General features: G+C 72.1%; 23 protein-coding genes. 10 read left to right on the forward strand and 13 right to left on the reverse strand.

The window, feature by feature from the left end; all coding sequences use genetic code 11:
• The first annotated feature begins 10 nt into the window (after positions 1-10).
• On the forward strand, positions 11-1,639 hold the full coding sequence (locus K1T35_RS31865; RefSeq protein ID WP_220255479.1) for an APC family permease: 1,629 nt from the start codon (positions 11-13) through the stop codon (positions 1,637-1,639).
• 143 nt (positions 1,640-1,782) lie between these two features.
• Here K1T35_RS31865 and K1T35_RS31870 read toward each other — a convergent pair whose 3' ends face one another.
• The 3 genes from K1T35_RS31870 to K1T35_RS31880 form a co-directional block, all read right to left on the reverse strand.
• Positions 1,783-2,208, reverse strand: a complete 426-nt coding sequence (locus K1T35_RS31870) for an SgcJ/EcaC family oxidoreductase (RefSeq protein WP_255620978.1) — start codon at positions 2,206-2,208, stop codon at positions 1,783-1,785.
• A 34-nt stretch (positions 2,209-2,242) separates the two neighbouring features.
• Positions 2,243-2,659, reverse strand: coding sequence for a RidA family protein (locus K1T35_RS31875; protein WP_220255481.1), 417 nt, complete (start codon positions 2,657-2,659; stop codon positions 2,243-2,245).
• A gap of 68 nt (positions 2,660-2,727) precedes the next feature.
• The gene (locus K1T35_RS31880) at positions 2,728-3,351 is read right to left on the reverse strand and encodes a class I SAM-dependent methyltransferase (protein WP_255620980.1); all 624 of its coding nucleotides are present in this window, start codon (positions 3,349-3,351) and stop codon (positions 2,728-2,730) included.
• A 137-nt stretch (positions 3,352-3,488) separates the two neighbouring features.
• Here K1T35_RS31880 and K1T35_RS31885 point away from each other — a divergent pair, with 137 nt between their 5' ends.
• Positions 3,489-5,387: an ATP-binding protein gene (locus K1T35_RS31885; protein WP_220255482.1), complete on the forward strand. Its 1,899-nt coding sequence runs from the start codon at positions 3,489-3,491 to the stop codon at positions 5,385-5,387.
• A 24-nt stretch (positions 5,388-5,411) separates the two neighbouring features.
• Here K1T35_RS31885 and K1T35_RS31890 read toward each other — a convergent pair whose 3' ends face one another.
• The 5 genes from K1T35_RS31890 to K1T35_RS31910 all read right to left on the reverse strand — a co-directional run bounded on the left by K1T35_RS31890 (position 5,412) and on the right by K1T35_RS31910 (position 10,997).
• Positions 5,412-6,278 (reverse strand): spermidine synthase, encoded by an 867-nt coding sequence (locus tag K1T35_RS31890; RefSeq protein WP_220255483.1) that lies wholly within the window; start codon positions 6,276-6,278, stop codon positions 5,412-5,414.
• 11 nt (positions 6,279-6,289) lie between these two features.
• Complete coding sequence (locus K1T35_RS31895) at positions 6,290-7,420, reverse strand: type III PLP-dependent enzyme (RefSeq protein ID WP_220255484.1); 1,131 nt, start codon at positions 7,418-7,420, stop codon at positions 6,290-6,292.
• Between the two features lie 11 nt (positions 7,421-7,431).
• On the reverse strand, positions 7,432-9,105 hold the full coding sequence (locus tag K1T35_RS31900; RefSeq protein ID WP_220262984.1) for a ribonuclease J: 1,674 nt from the start codon (positions 9,103-9,105) through the stop codon (positions 7,432-7,434).
• A gap of 168 nt (positions 9,106-9,273) precedes the next feature.
• On the reverse strand, positions 9,274-10,260 hold the full coding sequence (gene dapA, locus K1T35_RS31905) for a 4-hydroxy-tetrahydrodipicolinate synthase (RefSeq protein WP_220255485.1): 987 nt from the start codon (positions 10,258-10,260) through the stop codon (positions 9,274-9,276).
• Positions 10,261-10,373: 113 nt separating this feature from the next.
• A complete protein-coding gene (locus K1T35_RS31910; protein WP_220255486.1) occupies positions 10,374-10,997 on the reverse strand; it encodes a TIGR03085 family metal-binding protein in 624 nt (207 codons plus the stop codon).
• Between the two features lie 129 nt (positions 10,998-11,126).
• Here K1T35_RS31910 and K1T35_RS31915 point away from each other — a divergent pair, with 129 nt between their 5' ends.
• Together K1T35_RS31915 and K1T35_RS31920 are read left to right on the forward strand one after the other, a co-directional pair.
• On the forward strand, positions 11,127-12,140 hold the full coding sequence (locus K1T35_RS31915; RefSeq protein ID WP_220255487.1) for a tripartite tricarboxylate transporter substrate binding protein: 1,014 nt from the start codon (positions 11,127-11,129) through the stop codon (positions 12,138-12,140).
• 105 nt (positions 12,141-12,245) lie between these two features.
• Entirely contained in the window at positions 12,246-12,659 is a 414-nt protein-coding gene (locus K1T35_RS31920; protein ID WP_220255488.1) for a hypothetical protein, read from the forward strand.
• 102 nt (positions 12,660-12,761) lie between these two features.
• Here K1T35_RS31920 and thyX read toward each other — a convergent pair whose 3' ends face one another.
• Positions 12,762-13,514, reverse strand: a complete 753-nt coding sequence (gene thyX, locus K1T35_RS31925) for an FAD-dependent thymidylate synthase (RefSeq protein WP_220255489.1) — start codon at positions 13,512-13,514, stop codon at positions 12,762-12,764.
• A gap of 99 nt (positions 13,515-13,613) precedes the next feature.
• Here thyX and K1T35_RS31930 point away from each other — a divergent pair, with 99 nt between their 5' ends.
• Positions 13,614-14,153, forward strand: a complete 540-nt coding sequence (locus K1T35_RS31930; protein ID WP_220255490.1) for a toxin-antitoxin system HicB family antitoxin — start codon at positions 13,614-13,616, stop codon at positions 14,151-14,153.
• A 5-nt stretch (positions 14,154-14,158) separates the two neighbouring features.
• Positions 14,159-15,136, forward strand: coding sequence for a DUF4097 family beta strand repeat-containing protein (locus K1T35_RS31935; RefSeq protein ID WP_220255491.1), 978 nt, complete (start codon positions 14,159-14,161; stop codon positions 15,134-15,136).
• Positions 15,137-15,263: 127 nt separating this feature from the next.
• On the opposite strand, the gene K1T35_RS31940 is transcribed toward K1T35_RS31935, so the two are convergent.
• Entirely contained in the window at positions 15,264-16,688 is a 1,425-nt protein-coding gene (locus K1T35_RS31940; RefSeq protein ID WP_370645526.1) for an MFS transporter, read from the reverse strand.
• Between the two features lie 99 nt (positions 16,689-16,787).
• Between K1T35_RS31940 and K1T35_RS31945 the strand changes: the two genes are divergently transcribed.
• A complete protein-coding gene (locus K1T35_RS31945) occupies positions 16,788-17,660 on the forward strand; it encodes a helix-turn-helix transcriptional regulator (RefSeq protein WP_220255493.1) in 873 nt (290 codons plus the stop codon).
• On the opposite strand, the gene K1T35_RS31950 is transcribed toward K1T35_RS31945, so the two are convergent.
• On the reverse strand, positions 17,606-18,889 hold the full coding sequence (locus tag K1T35_RS31950; RefSeq protein WP_220255494.1) for a winged helix-turn-helix domain-containing protein: 1,284 nt from the start codon (positions 18,887-18,889) through the stop codon (positions 17,606-17,608). The genes K1T35_RS31945 and K1T35_RS31950 overlap by 55 nt on opposite strands.
• Positions 18,886-19,830 (reverse strand): EamA family transporter, encoded by a 945-nt coding sequence (locus tag K1T35_RS31955; protein WP_255620981.1) that lies wholly within the window; start codon positions 19,828-19,830, stop codon positions 18,886-18,888. Before K1T35_RS31955 ends, K1T35_RS31950 begins: the two co-directional genes overlap by 4 nt.
• A 60-nt stretch (positions 19,831-19,890) precedes the next feature.
• Here K1T35_RS31955 and K1T35_RS31960 point away from each other — a divergent pair, with 60 nt between their 5' ends.
• The 3 genes from K1T35_RS31960 (at position 19,891) to K1T35_RS31970 (ending at position 21,530) form a co-directional block, all read left to right on the forward strand.
• Positions 19,891-20,451 carry a GNAT family N-acetyltransferase gene (locus K1T35_RS31960; protein ID WP_220255495.1) on the forward strand — a complete coding sequence of 187 codons (561 nt, stop codon included), beginning with the start codon at positions 19,891-19,893 and terminating at the stop codon, positions 20,449-20,451.
• Between the two features lie 155 nt (positions 20,452-20,606).
• A complete protein-coding gene (locus K1T35_RS31965; RefSeq protein ID WP_220255496.1) occupies positions 20,607-21,068 on the forward strand; it encodes a DUF4190 domain-containing protein in 462 nt (153 codons plus the stop codon).
• A gap of 96 nt (positions 21,069-21,164) precedes the next feature.
• Positions 21,165-21,530 (forward strand): DUF4190 domain-containing protein, encoded by a 366-nt coding sequence (locus K1T35_RS31970; protein WP_220255497.1) that lies wholly within the window; start codon positions 21,165-21,167, stop codon positions 21,528-21,530.
• 15 nt (positions 21,531-21,545) lie between these two features.
• Here the strand turns inward: K1T35_RS31970 and dapB are convergent, their stop codons facing one another.
• Positions 21,546-22,295 carry a 4-hydroxy-tetrahydrodipicolinate reductase gene (gene dapB / locus K1T35_RS31975; protein WP_220255498.1) on the reverse strand — a complete coding sequence of 250 codons (750 nt, stop codon included), beginning with the start codon at positions 22,293-22,295 and terminating at the stop codon, positions 21,546-21,548.
• Positions 22,296-22,363 lie beyond the last annotated feature (68 nt).

Below are 22,363 nucleotides of genomic sequence, written 5' to 3' on the forward strand. Positions count from 1 at the left end.
CGGAGCCGAGATGACCGAGGTGATCAACCGGCCAGGCGGCACCGCGCCCGGCGACAAGGGACTCAAGGGCGGCGCGCTCGGGCTGCTGTCCAGCGTGGTGATCGGCATGGCGTCCACGGCGCCGGCATACAGCCTCGCCGCCAGCCTTGGCGCGCTCGTGCTGCTGTCCGGCGAGAAGGCGCCTGCCGTCCTGCTGCTCGCGTTCGTGCCGATGTACCTGATCGCGGTCGCCTACCGCGAGCTCAACAGGGCCGAGCCGGACTGCGGCACCACGTTCACCTGGGCCGGACGCGCGTTCGGGCCGTGGATGGGGTGGCTCGGCGGCTGGGGCATCATCGCGGCCGACGTGATCGTCATGGCCAACCTCGCGCAGGTGGCTGGGCAGTACTCGTTCGTGCTGGTCGGCGCGGATGCGCTCGCGGAGAGCACGCTGTGGACGACCGTGACCGGTGTCGTCTGGATCCTGGTCATGACCTACATCTGCTACCGGGGCATCGAGATCTCGGCGCGGCTGCAGTACGCCCTGCTGGGGATCGAGCTCGTGGTGCTGGCGATCTTCGCCGTCACCGCCCTCGTACGCGTCTACACGGGCGACGCGCCCGAGGGCTCGATGATGCCGAGCCTCGGCTGGCTGTGGCCCGGCGGGCTCGAGATCCCCGACCTGGTCGACGCCGTGCTCATCGCCGTGTTCCTGTACTGGGGCTGGGACACGGCCGTGGCCATCAACGAGGAGAGCGACGAGCCCGGCCGCACGCCTGGGCGGGCCGCGGTGCTCTCGACGCTGCTGCTGGTCGTCACGTATGTCCTCGTCGCGGTCTCCGCGGTGGCGTTCGCGGGCACCGGCACCGAGGGCATCGGCCTGGGCAACGAGGAGAACTCCGACGACGTGTTCGCCGCGCTCGGTTCCGCCGTGTTCGGCGAAGGGGGCTTCGGGCAGTTCTTCGTGATCCTGCTGATCATCTCGGTGCTGACCTCGTCGGCGGCGTCCACCCAGACCACGATCCTGCCCACGGCGCGGGCGGCGCTGTCGATGGGCGCCTACCGGGCGCTCCCGCGGAAGTTCGCCGACATCCACCCGCGCTACCTCACCCCGACCTGGGCCACGTGGGGCATGGGCATCGCGTCGATCGTGTTCTACGTGGGCCTCACGCTGATCAGCGAGAACGTGCTGGCCGACTCGATCTCCGCCACCGGCCTGCTGATCGCCTTCTACTACGGCCTCACCGGCTTCGCCTGCGTGTGGTTCTACCGCAGGGAGCTGCGCGGGCGCGGGTTGTGGACCAAGGGCGTGCTGCCGGGGCTGGGCGGGCTGATGCTGCTGGTCGCGTTCGTGCTGTCGAGCATCGACTACGCGTCCGCCGATGCCGGCTCCACCACCGTGTTCGGCATCGGCGGCGTCTTCGTGATCGGGATCGGGGCCATCGCGCTGGGCGCGGTGCTGATGCTGGTGTACAGCCGGATCGCCCCCGCGTTCTTCCGCGGCGAGACGCTGCGGCAGGGCACCTCGGACCTGCTGCTGCACGACGAGCGCGGCGGCCCGCACTTCGGCCTGCCCGACTCCGAGGAGAGCACCGTCATCGCGCCCGACCGGTCGAACCTGCCGCCGGGGCAGGAACCGGACGACCCGCCGCGCCCCTGAGTCGTGCCTCGGATCGATCACACGTGCCCGTGATCGATCCGAGGTGCTCGGCTACCGCACCGGCCTCGCCGGGTATCGGAACCATGATCAGCGGCCTGGCGCGAATCCGGTCGGATACGGCCGTTCCTGCACCAAGGCGATGATCATGTGGGCACGATGGTGTTCTGCCGCGAGACGATCCACCACCGCCCGTTCTCGCGCACGAGCACGTACAGGGCGTTCATCTCGTGGCCGACGCTCTTGGGCTCGCCGGTCTCGTCGATCGCCCATGCGTGCTTGTGCGCGACCGCGACGTCGGGCCGCGCGAACGCGACGTCGGCGAGCTCGTAGCGGGCGCGCTCGTCTCGCAACGGCCCGGCGAGGCCGGCGCGGGCGGCGGTGAGCATGGCCTCCCGACCGTCGATCTGCGTGCCCATCGCGGTGACGGCGGAGCCGTTCTGCGCGAAGTGCTCGACGAGCAGCTCGGCGTCGTTGTCGTTGAAGCCCTTCTCGACGTCGGCGATGATCCGGCGGATCGCCTCGACGTCGGCGACGTGGTCGGTGTGGTCCTCGATGCGGGGTGCGTTCACGTCAACCACCCTCATACCTGAACCACGCTTCAGGTCAAGGGCGCCGGAACCGGTCGTGCGGCACCACGGCTATCGGGACCAGCTCCACCCGCAGCTCCGGCGCGACGAGCCCCGCGACCTGGATCAGGATGCTCGCCGGCGCGGTGCCCGCCGTGAAGTACTGCGACCGGACGCCCTGGATCGCGGGCAGGTCGGCGCGGTCGACGAAGTAGACCGTCATGGAGACGATGTCGTCGAGGAGGCCGCCGACCTCGGCGAGCACCGTCCGGACGTTGCGGATGCACTGCTCCATCTGCGCATCGGGGTCGCCGATGCCCACGACCTTGTCGTGCTCGTCCCATGCGACCTGCCCCGTGACGTGCACGACCTCACCGGGGCCCTGGATCACGCCCTGGGAGAAGGCCCGACCGTTCGGTTGCCAGATCCCGCGCGGGTTGAATCCGTCAGCCATGGCTCGATGATCGCAGACCGAGTGCCCGGCGGCGTTGTTCCGCGTACCTCGTGCCGAACCGCCCCCCACTAACGCGGCCGGACTCCGAGCACGCACGCCACGGGCGGATCGAGCTCCAGCGTCTCGACCCGGAGCTCTGCGAAGCCCGCCCCGGCGAGCAGGGCCCGGAGCTCTCCGGCGGCCCTGTCCGTGGTGTCCCGGGTCGCACCGGGGCAGCGGGGCTGGCTGGCGAGCGCGATGCGTCCGCCGGGTCGCAGCAGACCCCACAGCTCGCGGAGCCGCTGCGCGGGCTCGGGCCAGAAGCCCACCGAGTTGACGGCCATGACGGCGTCCAGCGGCGCGTCGAAGCGCGGCAGCCGGTCCACGGACGCGTGCACGAGCTCGACCCGTCCCTCGGCGACGGCGACGCGGTTGCGGCGGCTCGCCTGGCGGACCATCACGTCGGACCGGTCGATGCCGTGGACGTGACCCGCCCGGCGGGCGAGTTCGGCGATGGCCAGCCCAGGTCCGAAGCCGATCTCCAGCACCGTGTCCGTCGGCTGCACGTCGAGCAGGCCCACCACCCACCGGTTGCGCTCCCGGTTGGACCGGCGATGGGCCATCACCCACCCGACCACCTGTCCGGTGCTTCCTCGCGGATGGCCGAACTGCCGCACCAGCGTGCCGAGCACCCGTCGCTTCACGGTCGTCACGGCGGCAAGTCAACGACTTCAGGTCCACCTGAGGTCAAGCCGAGTCTGGACGGCGCGGGGACGGCGTGGAGTACTCTCGCTCACCCGCCGTGCGCGGGGCACGGAGCGAGATGGATCACGGTGGGGCGAGGTGGCTGGTGTCGTCTCCTGATTTCCGTCTGATCTTCGAATCGGCCCCTGGGCTCTATCTCGTGCTCGACCCCGATTTCACGATCGTCGCCGTCAGCGACGCCTATGCCAGGGCGACGATGACCGAGCGGGACTCGATCGTCGGCGAGGGCATCTTCACCATTTTCCCGGACAATCCCGGGGACGCGGGCGCCGAGGGCGTCAAGAATCTGCGAGCGTCGCTCGAGCGCGTGCGCCGCGACCGGACCACCGACGTGATGCCCGTGCAGAAGTACGACATCCGCCGGGCGGGCGGCGACTTCGAGGAACGGTTCTGGAGTCCCACCAACGTGCCGGTGCTCGGCCCGGACGGGGCGCTGCGGTTCATCATCCACCGGGTCGAGGACGTCACCGACTTCTTGCGGCTGCAGCGGTCCGACGAGGCGCAGCAGCGGGAGGTACTCGCGCAGTCGCTGGCGGCGGCACGGGCGAGCCGCGAGCTCAAGGAGGTCAACGCGGAACTGGCCGAGCTCAACCACCGGCTGACCGAGCTCGACACGCTCAAGAACCAGTTCTTCGCCAACGTGAGCCACGAACTCCGCACACCGCTCACGCTGATTCTGGCGCCGGTGGAGAAACTGCTGGCGGAGATCCCCGACGACGATCCGCATCACCAGCTGCTCGACGTCGTGGACCGCAACGCGCGATTGCTGCTGCAGCAGGTCAACGATCTGCTCGACGCGTCGCGGCTCGAGTCCGGTCGGGTGGGAGTCGATTACGCCGAGCTGGACGTCACGGAGCACGTCCGCCAAGCAGCCGGGTTCTTCGAGTCCCGCGCGATCGAGCTGGGAATCGAGTTCCGGGTGCAGGCCGACTCGCAGGTGCGCGCGGAGGCCGATGCCGAGCACCTGAATCGGATCCTGATGAACGTGCTGTCCAACGCGTTCAAGGTGACTCCCGACGGCGGGGTCGTGCGCTGCGCCGTCCGGCTCGATCCCGGCGGCGCCCGCGCGTTGATCGAGATCGCGGACAGCGGGCCGGGCATCCCCGCCGACAAGCGCGAGGTGATCTTCGAACGATTCCGCCAGCTCGACGGAGGGCTCGCCCGTGAGCTGGCCGGCACCGGGCTGGGGCTGTCGATCGTGCGCGATCTCGTCGACCTGCTGCACGGCGATGTCGAGGTCTCGGCCGCCCCGGAGGGAGGGGCGCTGTTCCGCATCGCCTTGCCCGTGGAGGCACCCCCTGGCACCACGGTCCGTCCGCCGACGCCCATCGAACCCGTGGCGGCGCGCCCGCTCGCGGCCGACCGGGCGAGACCGGTCGTGGCGGATACCGACGACCCGGCCCGTCCGCTGGTACTGGTGATCGAGGACAACCCCGACCTGAACGAGCTGGTGTGCCGGACGCTGGCGCAGCGGTACCGCGTGCGCGCCGCGTTCGACGGCGAGAGCGGCCTCGCGGAAGCCCGCGAGCTGCGGCCACAGCTGATCGTCTGCGACGTGATGATGCCGAAGCTCAGCGGCGAGGACCTGATCCGACAGCTGCGAGGAGACGGTGCGGAGTCGGTTCCGGTGCTGGTGATGAGCGCGCGGGCCGAGGAGGGCGCCCGGGTGGGAATGCTGCAGGCCGGCGCCAACGACTACCTCGCCAAACCTTTCTCGCTCACGGAGCTCCGGGTGCGCGCGGACAACCTGATCAACGCGACCCTGCTGACCGAACGGCTCCACGTCGCGCAGCTCGCGGCCGACCGCGAACGCATCGCCACCGACCTGCACGAGCGCGTGATCAGCACGCTGTTCGAGCTCAGCCTCCAGCTCGGCGGTGTGCGCGACCTGGCCACCGGGCGGGTCCAGGAACGGATCGACGCGACGATGGGCAGCGTCGACACCGTGATCCGGGAGATCCGCGCCACGATCTTCGAGGCCTGACACCGCAGGTCGAGAGCGCCGGCCCTAATCGACCACCGGGGGCCGGCGCAGCCCGAACGGGAGCACGGAGCGGGCACGCAGCGCCTCGGCGTCGAGCGTCGCCGGCCGGTAGCCCAGCCCGGGCAGGCGCTCCACCATCTCGCCCGCCGGGTCCGGCCCCTCCGTCTCGCGGCCGGCCAGGAACGCCCACTCGTGCTCGTCGCTGACGTACGGGACGACCTGGCCGAACACCTCGCGGAACCGGTCGAGCGCCGCGCGGAGCGTTGCGTTGCGCCACAGGGCGGGGCTGCCCGCCTGCGAGACGACCACCCCGCCCTCGTTGAGCCGCTGCGCGCAGCGGCGCAGGAACGCCGCGCTGTAGAGGCGGTTGAGCTGGGCGTCGGGGTCGTCGGGCCGCTCGTCGGGCAGGTCGACCACCACGACGTCGTAGCGGTCCGCAGTCTCCGCGACGAACGCCAGCCCGTCGCCGTAGTGCACCCGGACCGGGCCGTCATGCCGATCGGCGCGGGCCAGCTGGTCGGGCCGGTAGCCGTAGGGCAGGTGCTCGGCGCAGGCGCGCACGCAGTCCGGATCGATGTCCACGTGGTCGACGACGCGCGCCCCCGTGGCGACGGCCAGTTGCGAGACGACCCCCTCGCTCGACCCGATCACCAGCACCCGCTCCCGCCGCGCGGCGAGCAGGGCGGCCGGCAGGAACAGCGCCTCGTGGTACACGAGCTGGGTCTGCTCTGCGCTCTGCCGTTCGTCGTCGCAGAACAGTGTGGTGCCGTGGGCGGTCTCGGCGACGAGCACGTGCTGGAACGGGGTGCGCGATTCGTACCGCACGGCATCGATCCGCCAGTGCCGGGTGAGCCCGGCACCGAGTACCTCGACGACCTCCCGGGCTGACATGGGATCCGGCATCAGACCGTGTGCACTGGCAGTGGCGGGAGCCCGTTGAACGCGACAGACGCGTAGGAGGCGGTGTAGGCACCCGCCACGAGCAGGTCCACCACGTCCCCCGCCTCCAGCGACAGCGGGAGCGGGCACGGGGTGCGGCGGTACAGCACGTCGTCCCCGTCGCAGGTCGGGCCGGCCAGTACCACCGGCTCGGCAGGCCCGGACCGGCCGGGCACGCGCACGCGGTAGGCGATGGCCTCGTTCTCCGTCTCCGCCAGTCCCGAGTAGCGGCCCACGTCCAGGTAGACCCAGCGCCGGTCGTCGACACCCGGCCGCCGGGAGACGCGCAGCACCGTCGAGCGGATCAGCCCGGACTCGGCGACGAGCGCCCGTCCCGGCTCCAGCATCAGGCGGACGCCTTCGGCCCCGGCAAGAGCGTCATGGATCGCGGCGGCGTAGGCCGCGATGTCGGGGACCGGCTCGAGGTAGGCGACCGGAAAGCCGCCGCCGAGATCGAGCACCGGCCGGGGCAGCCCGGCGGCCGCCGCGACGGACAGGGCCTCGGTGATCCCGTCCGCGAAGGCATCGGGCCGCAGCTGCTGCGAGCCGCTGTGGAACGCCACCCCGTCCGCGACGAGCCCAGCGTCGGCCACGGCGCCGAGCAGCCGGACGGCCTCGCCCCGCACCGCCCCGAACTTGGCGGCGAACGGGGTGGCGGAGCCGGCGTCGGACACGAGCAGCCGCACCAGTACCCGTGCCCCGGGCGCCGTCGCGGCGAGGAGCCGGACGTCCTCGGCGCTGTCGGAGACGAACCGGCGCACCCCCGCGGCGTGGGCCGCGGCGATGTCGGCCGGCCCGCGCACCGGGTTGCCGTAGCAGATCCGGTCCGGGTCGGCCCCGGCAGCGACCGCGAGCCGCACCTCCCCCACGCTCGCCACGTCGAACCCGCTGCCGAGCGCGGCGAGGGTCCACAGCACCTCGGGGTGCGGGCAGGCCTTGACCGCGTAGTGGATCTCGGCGCCGGGCAGGGCAGCGGCGAGCCGGTTGTAGCGGTCGGCGACGACGTACGGGTCGAGCACGAGGTACGGCGTCGGCAGCTCGGCGGACGCGACGAACCGCTCGACGGCGAGGCTGGGCTCGACCGGGAGCGCCACTCCGAGCACGTTCAGACGGCGATCACCGTGGGCACGATCATCGGGCGGCGGCGGTAGGTCTCCCCCACCCACTTGCCCACCACCCGGCGCACGGCCTGGGCGATGCGGTGGGTATCGGTGATGCCCTCCGACTCGGTGCGGGACAGCTCGTCCTCCACCAACGGCAGCACCGCGTCCAGTGCCTTGGGGTCGTCGGAGAACCCGCGCCCGGACAGCTTGGGGACGGACACCGCCCGGCCGGTGTTCGAGTCGACCACCACCGAGATCGAGATGAAGCCACCCTCGCCGAGGACCAACCGGTCGGCGAGCGTGCTCTCGCCGATGTCGCCGACCTCGAGCCCGTCGACGTACACGCGGCCCACCTCGACCCGCCCGGTGATCGACGCCCGCCCGTCCACGAGATCGACGACGACGCCGTCCTCGGCGAGCACCACGGCGTCCTCCGGCACGCCGGTCTGCACGGCGAGTCGACCGTTGGAACGCAGGTGCCGCCACTCGCCATGCACCGGCATGACGTTGCTCGGCCGCACGGCGTTGTAGAGGAACAGCAGCTCACCGGCCGGGGAGTGCCCGGACACGTGCACCTTGGCGGTGCCCTGGTGCACGACCGTGGCCCCGAGCCGGGTCAGGCCGTTGATCACGCCGAACACGGCCGTCTCGTTGCCCGGGATCAGCGAACTGGCCAGGATGATCGTGTCCTCCTGCTGGATCCGCACGGAGCGGTGGTCGCCGCGGGCCATCCGCGCGAGCGCCGACAGCGGCTCGCCCTGCGAGCCCGTGGAGACGAGCACCAGTTGCTCGTCGGGCAGCTCCATCGCCTCGTCCAGCTCGACGAGCAGCCCTTCCGGCACGTTGAGAAAGCCCAGCTCGGCCGCCAGCCCCATGTTGCGCACCATCGAGCGGCCGACCAGGCAGACGCGGCGCCCGTGCGCTGCGGCGGCATCGAGCACCTGCTGCACCCGATGCACGTGGCTCGCGAAGCAGGCGACGATGATGCGGGAGTCTGCCCGGTGGAACACCCCGTCGAGCACCGGCCCGATCTCGCGTTCGGCGATCACGAAACCGGGGACGTCGGCGTTGGTGGAGTCGACGAGGAACAGGTCCACGCCCTCGTCGCCGAGCCGGGAGAAGCCGGCCAGGTCGGTGAGGCGGCCGTCGAGCGGGAGCTGGTCGAGCTTGATGTCGCCGGTGTGCAGCACCAGCCCCGCCGGGGTGCGGATCGCGACCGCGAGCGCGTCCGGGATCGAGTGGTTCACCGCGAAGTACTCGCAGTCGAACGCGCCGTGGTGCAGCCGCTCCCCCTCTTTCACCTCGAGCAGGTGCGGGGTGAGCCGGTGCTCCTTGCACTTGGCCGCCACGAGGGCGAGCGTGAACCGGGACCCGACGATCGTCAGCTCCGGCCGCTGGCGCAGCAGGAACGGTACGGCGCCGATGTGGTCCTCGTGGCCGTGGGTGAGCACCAGGGCGTCGATGTCGTCGAGCCGGTCCTCGATGGCGCGGAAGTCCGGAAGGATCAGGTCGACGCCGGGCGAGTCCTCCGACGGGAACAGCACACCGCAGTCCACGACGAGCAGCCGCCCGTCGTACTCGAACACGGTCATGTTCCGGCCGATCTCACCGATGCCGCCGAGCGCCACCACGCGCAATGCGCCCTCGGGGAGCGGCGGCGGCGGGTTCGACGGCAGCTCTGCCCGGTTGACCTCCTCGGGTGGCGCTTCCGCCGGGCGGGAGCGGTCGCGCCGGGGCGGCCGGGAGCGACGGTCGGACCGGGCGCGATCGGACCGTGCTGGGGGACGACTCAAACTTGTTCCTCGCAGTTTTCGTAGGCGCGTTTTCGTAGGCGCGGTGCAGGGTCAGTGGTAGGCCACCTCGGCACCGAGGTCGGCGGCGGCCCGCGGGCCGAGCGCGCCATGGCCGTGGTCGTCGGCGCGGTGGGAGTCGGCGAGCGCGATGCCGGCGGACTGCAGGTCCCCCGCGATCGCGGCCACCTGCTCCTCCGTGGCAGGCGGCAGCGGCAGCCGGGGGCCGCCGACGTCGATCCCGCGCAGCCGCATCGCGGTCTTGGCGAAGATCACGCCGCCGACGCGGCCCATCGCGCGCATCACCGGGATCATGGCGTAGTGCAGGTTGCGGGCGCGGTCGACGTCAGCGGCCTCGTACGCGTCGAGCAGCTCTCGCAGCCGGTTGGCCACGACGTGCCCGATCACGCTGACGAACCCGACCGCCCCGACCGACAGCCATGGCAGGTTCACCGGGTCGTCGCCGGAGTAGTAGGCGAGCGTGGTGGTGGCGAGCACCTCGGTGCCGGCGCGCAGGTCGTTGCGCGCGTCCTTGACCGCCACGATCCGCGGGTGCTCCGAGAGCCGCTGCAGCGTCTCCACCTCGATCGGGATCACGCTGCGCGGCGGGATGTCGTAGAGCATCACCGGCAGGTTCGTGGCGTCGGCGACGGCCGTGAAGTGCAGCACGAGACCCGACTGCGGCGGCCGTGAGTAGTACGGCGTGACCAGCAGCAGCCCGTGGGCGCCCGCCTTCTCCGCCTCGCGCGAGAGGTGGATGCTGTGGGCGGTGTCGTAGGTGCCGGCGCCCGCCACCACGGTGGCCCGGTCGCCGACGGCGTTCACCACCGCCCTGATCAGCTCCGACTTCTCCTCGTCGCTGGTGGTGGGCCCCTCGCCCGTGGTGCCGTTGACGACCAGCCCGTCGTTGCCCAGCTCGACGAGGTGCGCCGCGAGCTCCTCGGCTTTGGCGAGGTCCAGCCGCCCCTCGGCGTCGAAGGGCGTGACCATAGCGGTCAGCACGCGGCCGAACGGTCGGCCAGGCAGGGCGGTGGGACTCATGCCAGCTCCTCGCCAGGGCTCGTCGCGGGCATTCGCCCAAGACGCTGTGCCCATGACTCGCTCGCAAGCTCGCTCATGCGAAGACGGTACCCCGGTGCTCCCCGAGGGATTCGCTACACACCACGGGGACTGGCCGTCAGAGCCTCGATGTCACCCGGCTCGCCCTGCAGGTCGACCCGAACGGCGTCGCGTCCGAACGCGAAGAGCACGAGCTCCCCCGGCTCGCCGGACACGGTGACGGCCCCTGGCCCGGTCTTCACCACGTGCCGCTCCCCCGACGGGCGCGCCAGCACCACACCGACCGGGCTGCGGCGCAGCAGCATGCCCATCCGCCGCGCGCCCGCCCACAGCTCCGCGTCGCGCTCCTCGTCGGGCTCACGGGGTTCCCAGCCCGGTGCGCCGCGCCGCACGTCCTCGTGGTGCACGAAGAACTCGGCGCCGTTCGCGGCCGCGTCGACCCGCTCGAACCGGAACGGCGACCACGACTGCGGGCCACCGCGGAAGAGGGCAACGGCCTCGTCCCACGGCATCTCGCGGTAGCCGTCCATGGCGCGCTCGGCGACCGGGGCCAGCGCGGAGATCAGGATGCCGGCGGCCGCATGGGGTTGCCGCTCGCGGACGAGGAGGTGGGCCAGCAGGTCGCGGGTGGCCCAGCCCTCGCAGAGCGTCGGGCGGTCCGGACCCACCCGGAGCAGCTCGTCGCTGAGCGCGGCACGCTCCCTGCTCGCAAGACTCATGATCCGTACTTTACTCAGGAAGTAGTGATGCTCCAGAGGTATCACTCCATGCTCGATTTGCCTTGGACAGGCATGGAATGCGCTCCTACGCTTCACGCCCAAGCGGCCGATGGATCAAAGGAGATCGTTGTGGCCCGACGCAGGTACACGCGCCGAACCGCGCTGATCGGTGCCGGTGCGGCGCTCGTCCTCTCCCTCGCCGCCTGCGGCGGCAACCTGGGCGGCGGAAGCAACGGCGGCGGTCAGTCCGCCGAGGCGTTCCCCAGCGGCCCCATCAGCGTCAGCGTTGGCCAAGCGCCCGGCGGGAGCACGGATCTGATCGCCAGAGCGCTGGCGAACATCGTCACCAACGACCTCGGGGTTCCGGTGCCGGTCGTGAACACACCGGGCGCCAACGGGGCCCTGGCCGCCCAGGAGCTCGCTACCAAGGCACCGGACGGCCAGAACCTCATGGTCATCAACGCGTCGCTCGTGGCGATCACACCACTCGCCGTGCCCGACAACGAGGCGATCGACATCAACAACTACGAGGTCGTCACCGGCATCTCCCAGGACGACTTCATCCTGGTGGCCAACCCAGCCACCGGCTTCCGCACCGTGCAGGACATGGTGAACGCCACCAGGCCGATCAGCTACGGCACCACCGGCGTGGGCACCGGGAGCCAGCTCTCCCAGGCGCTGCTGTTCTCGCAGGCGGGCATCGAGGGCAACGCCGTTCCGTTCGACGGCGCGTCCGACGCCATGACCGCCCTGCTCGGCGGCCAGATCGACGTGGCGGGCGTGCAGCTCGGCGACGCCAAGACCCACCTCGAATCGGTCAACCCGATCGTCGTCTTCTCGAAGGAACGCAGCCAGTACTTCCCGGACGTCCCCACGGCGGTCGAGGCGGGCTTCGACTCAACGGTGTCCCAGTACCGCGCGGTCGTGGCACCGAAGGGCACGCCGGCCCCGGTGCTCGACCGGCTGCGCCAGGCCTTCACCGCGGCGTTCCAGAGCCCGGAGTACAAGGACTTCAACACCCAGCGACTGCTCGCGCCGTACGAGGTGGACGGTGCGCAGGTGGTGTCGGAATGGACGGCGGCCCGCGACCGCTACCAGGCGCTGATCACCCAGTACGGCATCCCGTTCGGCGACAAGGGCTGAGCAAGCGCCGCACCGGCTGCGGCGCGGGCAGTTCAGCGCCAGGGACGGCGCTCGCACACCGACTCCTGTGCCCACACACCGACTGCTTTCGGTGTGTGGGCACAGATGTTGGTGTGCGAGCAGCCGCGCCGGGGGAGCCGCCGCGATACGAGGCCCCGCCACGCCCTGCTCGCGGCGGTGCGCGACGAGCGCCACGCGGCAGACGGAGCGCTGAGCCACGTCTCGGCCGCGGTGCTGCACGGGCTCTCCACGTGGGGGCTGCCGCTCGACCGCATCCACCGCACCCGCGATCGCCGCACCGGCGGACGAGTCGGCAACGGCGTGCACCTGCACGCCGCACCGCTCACGCCCGACGAGGTGGACGAGGTCGACGGACTGCTCGTCACCTCCGTGGCCCGCACGGTCGTCGACCTCGCCCGCACGGCGGGTTTCGACGCCGCGGTCGCGGTGGCCGACAGCGCTCTGCACAAGCGCCGCGGCTTTGCCGCCTCCCCTGCCGGCGCACGCTGGCGCCGCTGAACCTCACACACGGACATCTGACCTCACACACCAACTGCTGTCGGTGTGCCAGCACAGAAGTCGGTGTGCGAGCGCCGAAGTCGACGCAGAACCCGCCCTGGCTTATCCCTCCGTGACGAACGGGCTCGACGCGATCTCGGTGGCGTCGTCCAGCGTGCCGATCTCGAAGTCGTCGAACACGTTGGGCACCTCGCGCTGCAGCTGGCGCAGGCACTCGATCGCGAGGGCGCGGATCTCGACGTCGGCGTGCTCGGTGGCTCGCATGGCGATGAAGTGGCGCCACGCCCGGTAGTTGCCGGTGACCACGATGCGGGTCTCGGTGGCATTGGGCAGGATCGCGCGCGCCGCCTGCCGCGCCTGCTTGCGCCGCAGCGTGGCGTCGGGGACGTCGGCGAACCTCTTCTGCAGGCCCTCGAGCAGCGCCTCGTATGCCTTGACCGACGCGGCAGCGGCCTCGGTGAACAGCTCGTGCAGCTCCGGGTCGTCTGCGATGACGCCGGGCTCCACCATCGCGGCGTCCCGCTCGGGCACGTAGCGCTGCGAGAGCTGGCTGTAGGAGAAGTGGCGGTGGCGGATGAGCTCGTGGGTGAGCGAGCGGGACAGGCCCGTGAGGTAGAAGCTCACCGTGCCGTGCTCGAGCACCGACAGGTGCCCGACCTCGAGGATGTGGCGCAGGTAGCCGGCGTTGGTGGCGGTGGCCGGGTTCGGCTTGGACCACGACTGGTAGCAGGCCCGGCCGGCGAACTCGGCGAGCGCCTGGCCGCCGTCGGCGTCGGTGGTCCACGGCACGCCCTCCGGGGCGATGAACTCGGTCTTGGCGACGAGCTGGACGCCCAGCGGCACGGTCTGCGGCATGCCGGGAAGCGTAGCCACGGGATCCCCGGAACCGCCGTGACGCCAGATGACGTCAGCGATCCGCTTGACTGACGTCACCCATGACGCCATGATGGCGTCATGGACCTGAGTCAGTACGTGCAGCAGCTGCGCGAGGACCTCGCGTCCGCGGCCGCTGCAGGCGACGAGCAGACGCAGCGCACCAGCGCCCTGCTCGGTGCCGCCATCGAGCCCGCGGCGCGGCTCGCGATCATGAACGCCCTTTCCGACCTGGCGGCCGAGGTCACCGCCGCGCTCGGGGACCGCGTGGTCGAGGTCCGCCTCGACGGCCGCGACATCCGCGTCGCGGTGAGCCGTGACGAGGCCGCCGAACCCGAACCCGGGCCCGGCCCGACCCCGCCCTTCGGCGGCTTCGGGGGAGGCTTCGGGGGCGACTTCAAGGGCCAGGACGCCGGGGACATCAGCCGCATCACGCTGCGGCTCGTCGAGCAGATCAAGAATCAGGCCGAGCAGGCCGCCGCCGCGCAAGGCGTGTCCCTCAACTCGTGGGTCGCACAGGCCGTGCAGGGCGCCCTCGCGGGCCACCGCAAGCCCGGCCGCCACGGCGACTGGACGCGCGACCGCGGCGGCAAGCGTCTGCACGGCTGGGTGGAGGGGTGAGTGACGTGAGCGAGTCCGACATCAACTTCGACAAGGACGACGTCGACAAGAACGACTTTCCCGACGAGCCCGGTCCCGGCCTCGTCCGCCAGCAGAGCTGGCCCGTCACCGGCCCGGCCGAGCTGGAGCTGTCCACCGACGTCGGCCGCGTTCGCGTCCACCTCGAGGACCTCCCGGAGGACGGCGGCGAGCTGCGGGTCGAGGTCCGCCACGACCCGTCGGCGACCAACGCGTGGACGCAGGGCCTCTCCGGCCTGATCAACTGGCTGGGCACCGCCACCGGAGGCGGACTGGGTGGCGACCCGGAGCAGCTCGCGATCGACGCCGTGTCGGCAGCCGAGATCAGCTGGTCCGACAGCGGGCGGCGACTCGTAGTGCGTTCGACCCAGGAGCTCCCGCTGCGGGTGGTGCCGCTCGCGATCACCGTGTGGGCACCCACGCGCTCCCGGCTGGCCGTGCGGGTCGGCTCGGGCGACGTGCGGGCCAGCGGCCGTGCCGGGTGGGCCGGCGTGCGCGCCGGCTCCGGCAACGCCACCCTCGACGGCGTCGACGGCGATGCCGACGTCACCACCGGTTCCGGCGCGATCGACCTCGGCCCCGTCACCGGGCGGGCGCGGCTGCGCACCGGTTCCGGCGCGATCAGGGTGGCCGGCACCGGGGGGCCCACCGAGATCAAGACCGGCAGCGGCGACATCGTGCTCGGCGAGGTGAACGGCGACGTGCGGGTCCGCACCGGGTCCGGTGACGTCACCGTCTCCGACGCGCGCAGCGGCGGCGTTCAGTTCACCACCGGCTCCGGCGCGGTCCGCATCGGCGTGCACCCCGGTGTGAGCGCCGAGCTCGACCTGGTGTCCGGCTCCGGCACCGCGCGCAGCGAGCTGGAGGTCGCCACGGTGGCACCGGAGAAGGCGGCCGCCGTGCACGTGCGGGGGCGCACCGGCAGCGGCGACGTGCTCGTGGCCCGCGCGGCCGTCCCGGCCTGACCGACGGCCAGGGGGAGCCCGGGTTGGGGGGCCCGGGCGGCCGGCGGCACCCTCGTCGATGGGGAGCGACGAGGGTGCCGCTCCGGTGGTCGAGTAGGGCCGGCGCCCCAGCGCCGGCGGGCCGGCGCTACTCGACCACCGGGAGCCTCGGGTCGGGCAGGCGGCGGCTGAGCAGCACGATGCCCACCGTCAGCATGGCGTGCAGCCCGACCACCACGACGAACCCGTCCCGCGGCCCGACGGCGTCGGAGAGCTCGGCGTAGAGGCCACCCAGTGTGGCCACCCCGAGCGCGAGGAACGTCTGCTGCGCGGTCGTGAAGACACCGCTGCCGGCGCCGGCTCGATCGGCGGGCACCCGGGAGAGCGTCAACCCGATCACGGTCGTCATCGCCATGCCCTGGCCCACGCCGCAGATGAACATGCCGGGGGCGATGTCGAGCGCGGTCAGGTCCGGCCAGCCTCCCGACACGGTGCCGAGCACGACGAGCAGGCCGACGAGCTGCAGCGCGAACCCGGCGACCACCACCGAGCGGCCGTACCGCGCCACCAGGCGCGCGTTCAGCATCGACGCCCCGAAGAAGCCCACCGCGAGCGGCGCGAGCGCGAACCCGGCGTCGAGCGGGCTCATCCGCAGCCCGTCCTGCAGCAGCAGCGCGCAGATGAACATGAACCCGCCGAACCCGACGAAGAACGGGATGGCGACGCCGAGACCGCGGCGCATACTGGGCAGCCGGAGCACGCTCGGCGGCAGCAGCGGGACCCGGCCCGCCCGCTCCACCCCGCGCTCGACCGCCGCGAGCCAGAGCCCCAGCACCGGCACCGCCGCGAGCAGCGCGATCGACCACGCGGGCCACCCCAGCGCACGGCCCTCGGTCAGCGGAACCAGCAGCGCGAGCAGCGTGGCCCCCAGCAGGACCGTGCCTCGGCCGTCGACGCCGAGCGGGTTGGCCGACCGGCTCTCCGGCACGGAGCGCCCGGCCAGCACCAGCGTCACGATCCCGATCGGCACGTTGACCAGGAAGATCGTCCGCCAGCCGAGCCCGGCGACGTCCGCGGCGACGAGCGCTCCGCCCAGCACCTGCCCGATCACCATCGAGATGCCGGAGTTCGCCCCGTAGTACCCCACGGCACGCGCCCGCTCGTCGCCGCTGGTCAGCGCCTGGATCGAGGCGAGCACCTGCGGCATCGCGATCGCGGCGGCGGCGCCCTGCGCGATGCGGGCGAGCACAAGAGTCGTCGCGTCGGGTGCGATGCCGCACACGAGCGAGGTCACGGTGAAGGCGGACAGCCCGATCCGGAACATCCGCCTGCGCCCGAAGGAGTCGCCGAGCCGGCCGCCGAGCACGAGCAGCACCGCGAAGGCGATGCCGTACCCCGCGACGACCATCTCGAGGGTCGCACTCGAGGCTTGAAGGTCGGCGTCGATCGTGGGGAGGGCGACGTTGACGATGAAGAAGTCGATGACGTTGAGCGCGGCGCCCAGTAGGAGCGTGAGCAGTCCGGCGGAGGTCAACCCGGGACGTGTCGCTGGAGTGGATTGCACTGTCACTATCACCACGCTCCGCGCGGCCGGAGAGTGGTACCAGAGCGTGGCTATTCAGGTATCAGCACTACCCGGTAACAGGATCGGAAGCGTGGCAGTGTGGTTGGCATGAGCACCGTGCTCGAACCGGTTGCCGTCGGTCTGTCCGACGAGGTCGCCACGCTGCCGGGCGCGATCCGCAGGCGCGAGCTGGCCGCGTTCCTCCGCAGCCGCCGCGAGCGGCTCACGCCCCACCAGGTGGGGCTGCCGATCACCGGGCGCCGCCGGACACCCGGCCTGCGTCGCGAGGAGGTGGCACAGCTCGCCGGGGTGGGTGTCACCTGGTACACGTGGCTGGAGCAGGGCCGCGACATCCGCCCGTCGGAGCAGGTGCTCGGTGCGGTGGCCCGCACCCTGGAGCTCGACCCGTACGAGTCGGCGCACCTGTTCACGCTCGCGGGGCTCCCGGCGCGGCCGTCGCAGAGGGACTGCAACGCCGTGCCGCCGGGCGCCGCCGCGTTGCTCGACAAGATCGACCCGTGGCCCGCGCTGGTGGCGAACGCCCGCACCGACATCCTCGCCTACAACCGGGGCTACAACTGGCTCTTCGGCGACGTCGACGAGCTCCCGTTCGAGGATCGCAACACCACGCTGCAGTGCTTCGTGGGCAGCTGGCCGCAGCGGATGCCCGACTGGTCCACGCACAAGGCGCGGTCGGTGGCACAGTTGCGGGCCGCGATGGCCGACCACATGTCGGACCCGAGCTGGAAAGCCCTGATCAAGCGGCTGCGCAAGGAGTCGGCCGAGTTCGACGTCCTGTGGAACCAGCACGACGTGACGGCACCGCGCAACCTGACCAAGCGGTTCCTGCACCCCGACGCCGGACTCCTGCAGTTCCACACGACCTACCTCTGGCTCACCCCCAGCGCCGAGATCCGGTTCGCCAGCTACACGCCCGCCGACGCCGAGACCGCTGACAAGCTCGCCGCGCTCCGCCTCTGACGCTGGATCTGACGCAGCGGGACTGCGAGATCGCCCCGCTCCCCCACCTCGACCCCGTCGAGACCGAGCCATTCCGCCATGACCTGCAGCTCCGCCGCCAGCTCCGCGGTGACGCGCGGGATGTCGGCCCCCTGCTCGGCGAACGCACCCGGCACCCGCAGGACGCCCGCCGCGCGGTCGGCCTTGAGGTCGACACGTGCCACGAGCTCGCCGTCGAGCAGGAACGGGAACACGTAGTAGCCGTACTGCCGCTTCGGCTCCGGCACGTAGATCTCGATGCGGTAGTGGAACCCGAAGATCCGCTCGGCGCGCGCCCGCTCCCAGACCACCGGGTCGAACGGGCAGAGCAGGGCACGGCCGGTGATCCGGCGCGGCACGCGGGCGGCCGGCAGCCGGTATGCGGGCCGGTCCCAGCCGCGCACCTGCACCTGCGCCAGCTCGCCCGAATCCACCAGCTCGGCGACCGCCGCCTGGCTGCGTGCCGGGGCGAGGCGGTAGTAGTCGCGCAGCTCCGGCTCGGTGGCCACGCCGAGCGCCGACGCGGACCCCAGCACGAGCGTGCGGGCCGCCTCCTCGGCGCTGGGCCGCGGCGCGGCCAGTACGGCTGGGGGGAGCACACGCTCGGGCAGGTCGTAGAGCCGCTCGAAGTGGCGGCGGGTGCCCGTGGTGAGCACGCCGGTGCCGAAGAGGTACTCGCAGATGCGCTTGACGTCCGACCGCTCCCACCACGACGCCCCCGACGGCCGCGGCCGGGTGGGGGCCTCGAGCGCCTTCTCCAGTGCCCCCGCCCCGATGGGGCCCTGCTCCTTGACGACGGCGAGCACGTCGTCGACCAGGCCGGGGTGGCGGTCGACGATCGACTCGTAGGAGCGCCACCAGCGGTCGCGGAAGGCGCCGGACCACAGCAGCGGCCACTCCTCAACCGGCACCAGGCTCGCCTCGTGGGCCCACGCCTCGACCAGCAGCCGCGGCTTGCGCGCCGAGTGGGCCCACGCGGCGTCGTCGACGAGAGTGCGGTCGTAGGGCCCGAGCCGGCTGAACACCGGCATGTAGTGGGCGCGGACCGCGACGTTGACCGAGTCGAGCTGCAGCAGCCGGACCCGGCCGAGCACGCGCGCGAGGTGGCGGCGGGTGGGCGAGCCGGACGGCCGCGGGTCGGCGAACCCCTGGGCGGCCAGCGCGGCCCGGCGGGCGGCAGCGGGACCGATCGTCTCGACGGTGGGCGTCACGTGGTGGATGTTGCCAGCTCCCCCTGACGTTTTCGGGGCCGCTCCGCCGCGATGACCACAACCACGGCGAGCAGCACCACGGCGCCGCCTGCCAGCTGCGCCAGTGAGAACCGCTCGCCGGCGACCAGCACGCCGAGGAGAACCGCGATCACGGGGTTCGCGTACGCGTAGGTCGCCACGGTGGAGACCGGCAGCGCAGCCAGCGCGTAGGCGTAGGCGCTGAACGCGGCCAGCGACACCACCACGGCCATGTACGCCCACGCCCACCACGCGGTCGGCCCGACGGCACCGAGGTCCGGCCGGTCGCCCACGAGGACGCTGCCGGCCATCAGGATCGCCCCTCCCACCAGCATCTGGCCCGCGGCCAGCGCGAACGGGTTGGCCGGCGCGGGCATCCGGGTGGTGGCGAACGTGCCCGACGCCCAGCCGACCGCGGCCAGCAGCACCAGCCACGGCCCCCACCACGCGCTGCCGAACACGCCTCCCGACCCGGACGACGGTCCGGCGAGCAGCAGCAGGGCGAGGCCCGCTACGCCCAGCCCCACCCCGCCGACGGTGGCGCGCCGCGGCCGGTCCCCCGTGAGCGCCCGCAGCACGACGATCCACATCGGCACGGACGCGATCAGCAGCGCGGCGAGCCCGGACGCCACGTACTGCTGCGCGATGGTGACGAGCCCGTTCCCCCACGCCGGCAGCAGCAGCCCGGCCAGCAGGGTGGTGCCGAGCTGCGGCCACGACATCCGGAACGCCTTCGGCCCGGAGAACGCCAGGACCAGTACCCCGAGCAGCGAGCCACCGACGAGGAACCGCACACCGCTCGCGAACAGCGGCGGCAGGTCGGTGATGATGAAGCGGTTGGCGAGATACGTGGAACCCCAGAGCACGTAGACCACGCCCAACGCGGCCCACGCGAGTGCCGGTCGGCGAGCAGTGGCGTTCACCCCCACAACGTTGCCATAGCGAATGAACGCCTGTCGCGTGGATTGGGCTTGGATGGGGCCATGGCCACCGCCGCCGTCCGCCCCGCGTCGCCCGAGGACGTCCCCGAGATCGTGCGGATCCAGGCCGATACCTGGTCCACCGCGTACGCGGGGCTCGTACCCGCCTCGGCCCTCGAAGGGCTGCGCTCGCCCGCGGCGCATGCGGCGTGGGCGGCAGCCGTCGAGGCGGGCGAGGGCCACCACGTGCTCGTGGCCACCGAGGGCGAGTGGACGGTCGGCTTCTGCGCCGCCGCACCCGCCGTCGCGTCGGACGGCGCGGCGACGCCCTCCGCCCCGACGCTGGGCGCCGAGGCGTGGGCGGAGATCAGTGCGCTGCTCGTGGAGCCGCGCTGGGGCCGGCGCGGTCACGGCGGGCGGCTGCTGGCCGCGGCCGCTGCCCACCTGCGCGGAGACGGCGCGCGCTACGGCCTCGCCTGGGTGCCGGAGGCCGACGCGGCGAGCCGCGGCTTCTACAAGGCCGCGGGCTGGATCGCCGACGGCACCGTGCGGGTCCTCGACACGGGCGAGGGCGAGGTCCGCGAGGTGCGGATCACCGGGTCGCTGGACCTCGAGCTGCGCTGACGGCGCCCGGCCGACCTCGGACGTCGGGGGACACGCGGAAGACGCCGGTTGACGCAGCCGGAGAGCCCGAGGAGAGCTCCGAACCGACGCAATTCCCCGGCCGGGACCCGGAGCGGCCCTCCGCCCCTATGATCCCCCCACCAGGGGGGAACACCATGACGCAGGACAGCACGGGCCGGTCCGATGACGACCCGACCGCGAAGTTCGAGCACGGCTCTGCGCCGAACACCGATCCGGGCCCGTACGGTCCCACCGCGTACGGCCAGCAGTACCAGTACCCGCAGCCGGGATACCAGCCGGATGGATATCCGCCGCCCGGGTATCCGCAGCCCCCGTTGGGCGCGTACGGCGCGTACCCGGGGTACCCGCCCCCCGCGCGGGGCACGAACACCATGGCGATCCTCGCGCTCGTCTTCGCGTTCGTGTTCGCGCCGGTCGGCATCGTCTTCGGGATCATCGCGCGCAACCAGATCGCACGCACCGGCGAGGAGGGCGAAGGGCTCGCGCTCGCCGGTCTGATCGTCGGCGCGGTGTTCACGCTGCTCATCGTCGCCTACATCATCTTCATGGTCGCCATCTTCGCCGCGGCGTTCAGCGCGATCCCGGCGCAAACGTGACGAAACCGGGCACTACCAGCGGGATCGTCGACCTGCTCACGGCCGACGTGCCATAGACATCTACGATCACCGCCCGACTACTACGAGGGGATCACCATGACGCAGGGCAACGAGCACCCAGGGAGCGGATACGGGCAGCAGCAGCCCGGCGGCTACCCTCCGCCCCCGCAAGGGGCGCCGGGCCAGTACGGGGGCTACCCGCAGCAGTACCCGCCTCAGCCTCCTGCCCGGGGCACGAACACCATGGCGATCCTCGCGCTCGTCTTCGCGTTCGTGTTCGCCCCGCTCGGCATCGTCTTCGGGATCATGGGGCGCAAGCAGATCGCGCGCACCGGCGAGGGCGGCGACGGGCTGGCGCTGGCCGGTCTGATCGTCGGCTCGCTGTTCACCCTGCTCGGCATCGTCTACATCATCTTCATGATCGTCGCCATCTCCGCGGCGGTCAGCTCGTACCCTGGCTGATCGCCTCACGAGCGGCTACAGGCCGAGCAGGGGCTCCAGACCAACCGTCAGGCCGGGGCGGTCGCGCACCGCGCGGACAGCCATGATCACGCCCGGCATGAACGACGCCCGGTCGAACGAGTCGTGTCGGATCGTCAGCGTCTCCCCGGTGGTGCCGAGCACCACCTCCTGGTGAGCCACCAGGCCGGGCAGGCGCACCGAGTGGACTCGCACACCGTCGACCTGCGCGCCGCGGGCGCCCGGGAGCTCGGAGGCGGTGGCGTCGGGCACCACACCGGCGCCCGCCTCTGCTCGTGCGGCCGCGATCAGCGCCGCGGTGTGCACGGCCGTCCCGGACGGCGCGTCGACCTTGCCCGCGTGGTGCAGCTCGATCACCTCGACGGACTCGAAGAACCGCGCCGCCGTCCTCGCGAACTGCATCATGAGCACGGCGCCGACCCCGAAGTTCGGGGCGATCAACACGTGCCCGGGCCGGGCCGCGAGCCGCTCGCGCACATCTGCGAGCCGCGCCTCGTCGAACCCGCTGGTGCCGACCACCGCCGCGATGTCGTGGTCGATGCAGAACTGCAGGTTGTCGAGCACGGCGCCGGGGTGGGTGAAGTCGACGGCGACCTGCACGCCTGCGTCGGTCAGCGCGGAGAGCGGGTCGCGGTCGTCGACCCCGGCGACGAGCGCCAGCCCGTCCGCCGCCTCGACGGCCGCGCAGACCTGCGTGCCCATCCTTCCCCGCGCGCCCAACACACCGACCCGAATCGTCTCGCTCACGGCCGGAAGGGTAACCAGCAACCATCGGGAGCCCTGCTGTGGTCCACGCCGCGTCGACAAGGTCCACG

It is taken from the genome of Pseudonocardia sp. DSM 110487, from assembly GCF_019468565.1.
Taxonomy (GTDB): Bacteria; Actinomycetota; Actinomycetes; order Mycobacteriales; family Pseudonocardiaceae; genus Pseudonocardia.

Coding starts and splice junctions, on each gene's coding strand:
- K1T35_RS31865 (WP_220255479.1), top strand. CDS start 11: ATGACCGAGGTGATCAACCGGCCAGGCGGCACCGCGCCCGGCGACAAG.
- K1T35_RS31875 (WP_220255481.1), bottom strand. CDS start 2,659: ATGGCTGACGGATTCAACCCGCGCGGGATCTGGCAACCGAACGGTCGG.
- K1T35_RS31890 (WP_220255483.1), bottom strand. CDS start 6,278: ATGTCAGCCCGGGAGGTCGTCGAGGTACTCGGTGCCGGGCTCACCCGG.
- dapA (WP_220255485.1), bottom strand. CDS start 10,260: ATGAGTCCCACCGCCCTGCCTGGCCGACCGTTCGGCCGCGTGCTGACC.
- K1T35_RS31910 (WP_220255486.1), bottom strand. CDS start 10,997: ATGAGTCTTGCGAGCAGGGAGCGTGCCGCGCTCAGCGACGAGCTGCTC.
- K1T35_RS31920 (WP_220255488.1), top strand. CDS start 12,246: ATGTTGGTGTGCGAGCAGCCGCGCCGGGGGAGCCGCCGCGATACGAGG.
- thyX (WP_220255489.1), bottom strand. CDS start 13,514: ATGCCGCAGACCGTGCCGCTGGGCGTCCAGCTCGTCGCCAAGACCGAG.
- K1T35_RS31930 (WP_220255490.1), top strand. CDS start 13,614: ATGGACCTGAGTCAGTACGTGCAGCAGCTGCGCGAGGACCTCGCGTCC.
- K1T35_RS31945 (WP_220255493.1), top strand. CDS start 16,788: ATGAGCACCGTGCTCGAACCGGTTGCCGTCGGTCTGTCCGACGAGGTC.
- K1T35_RS31960 (WP_220255495.1), top strand. CDS start 19,891: ATGGCCACCGCCGCCGTCCGCCCCGCGTCGCCCGAGGACGTCCCCGAG.
- K1T35_RS31965 (WP_220255496.1), top strand. CDS start 20,607: ATGACGCAGGACAGCACGGGCCGGTCCGATGACGACCCGACCGCGAAG.
- K1T35_RS31970 (WP_220255497.1), top strand. CDS start 21,165: ATGACGCAGGGCAACGAGCACCCAGGGAGCGGATACGGGCAGCAGCAG.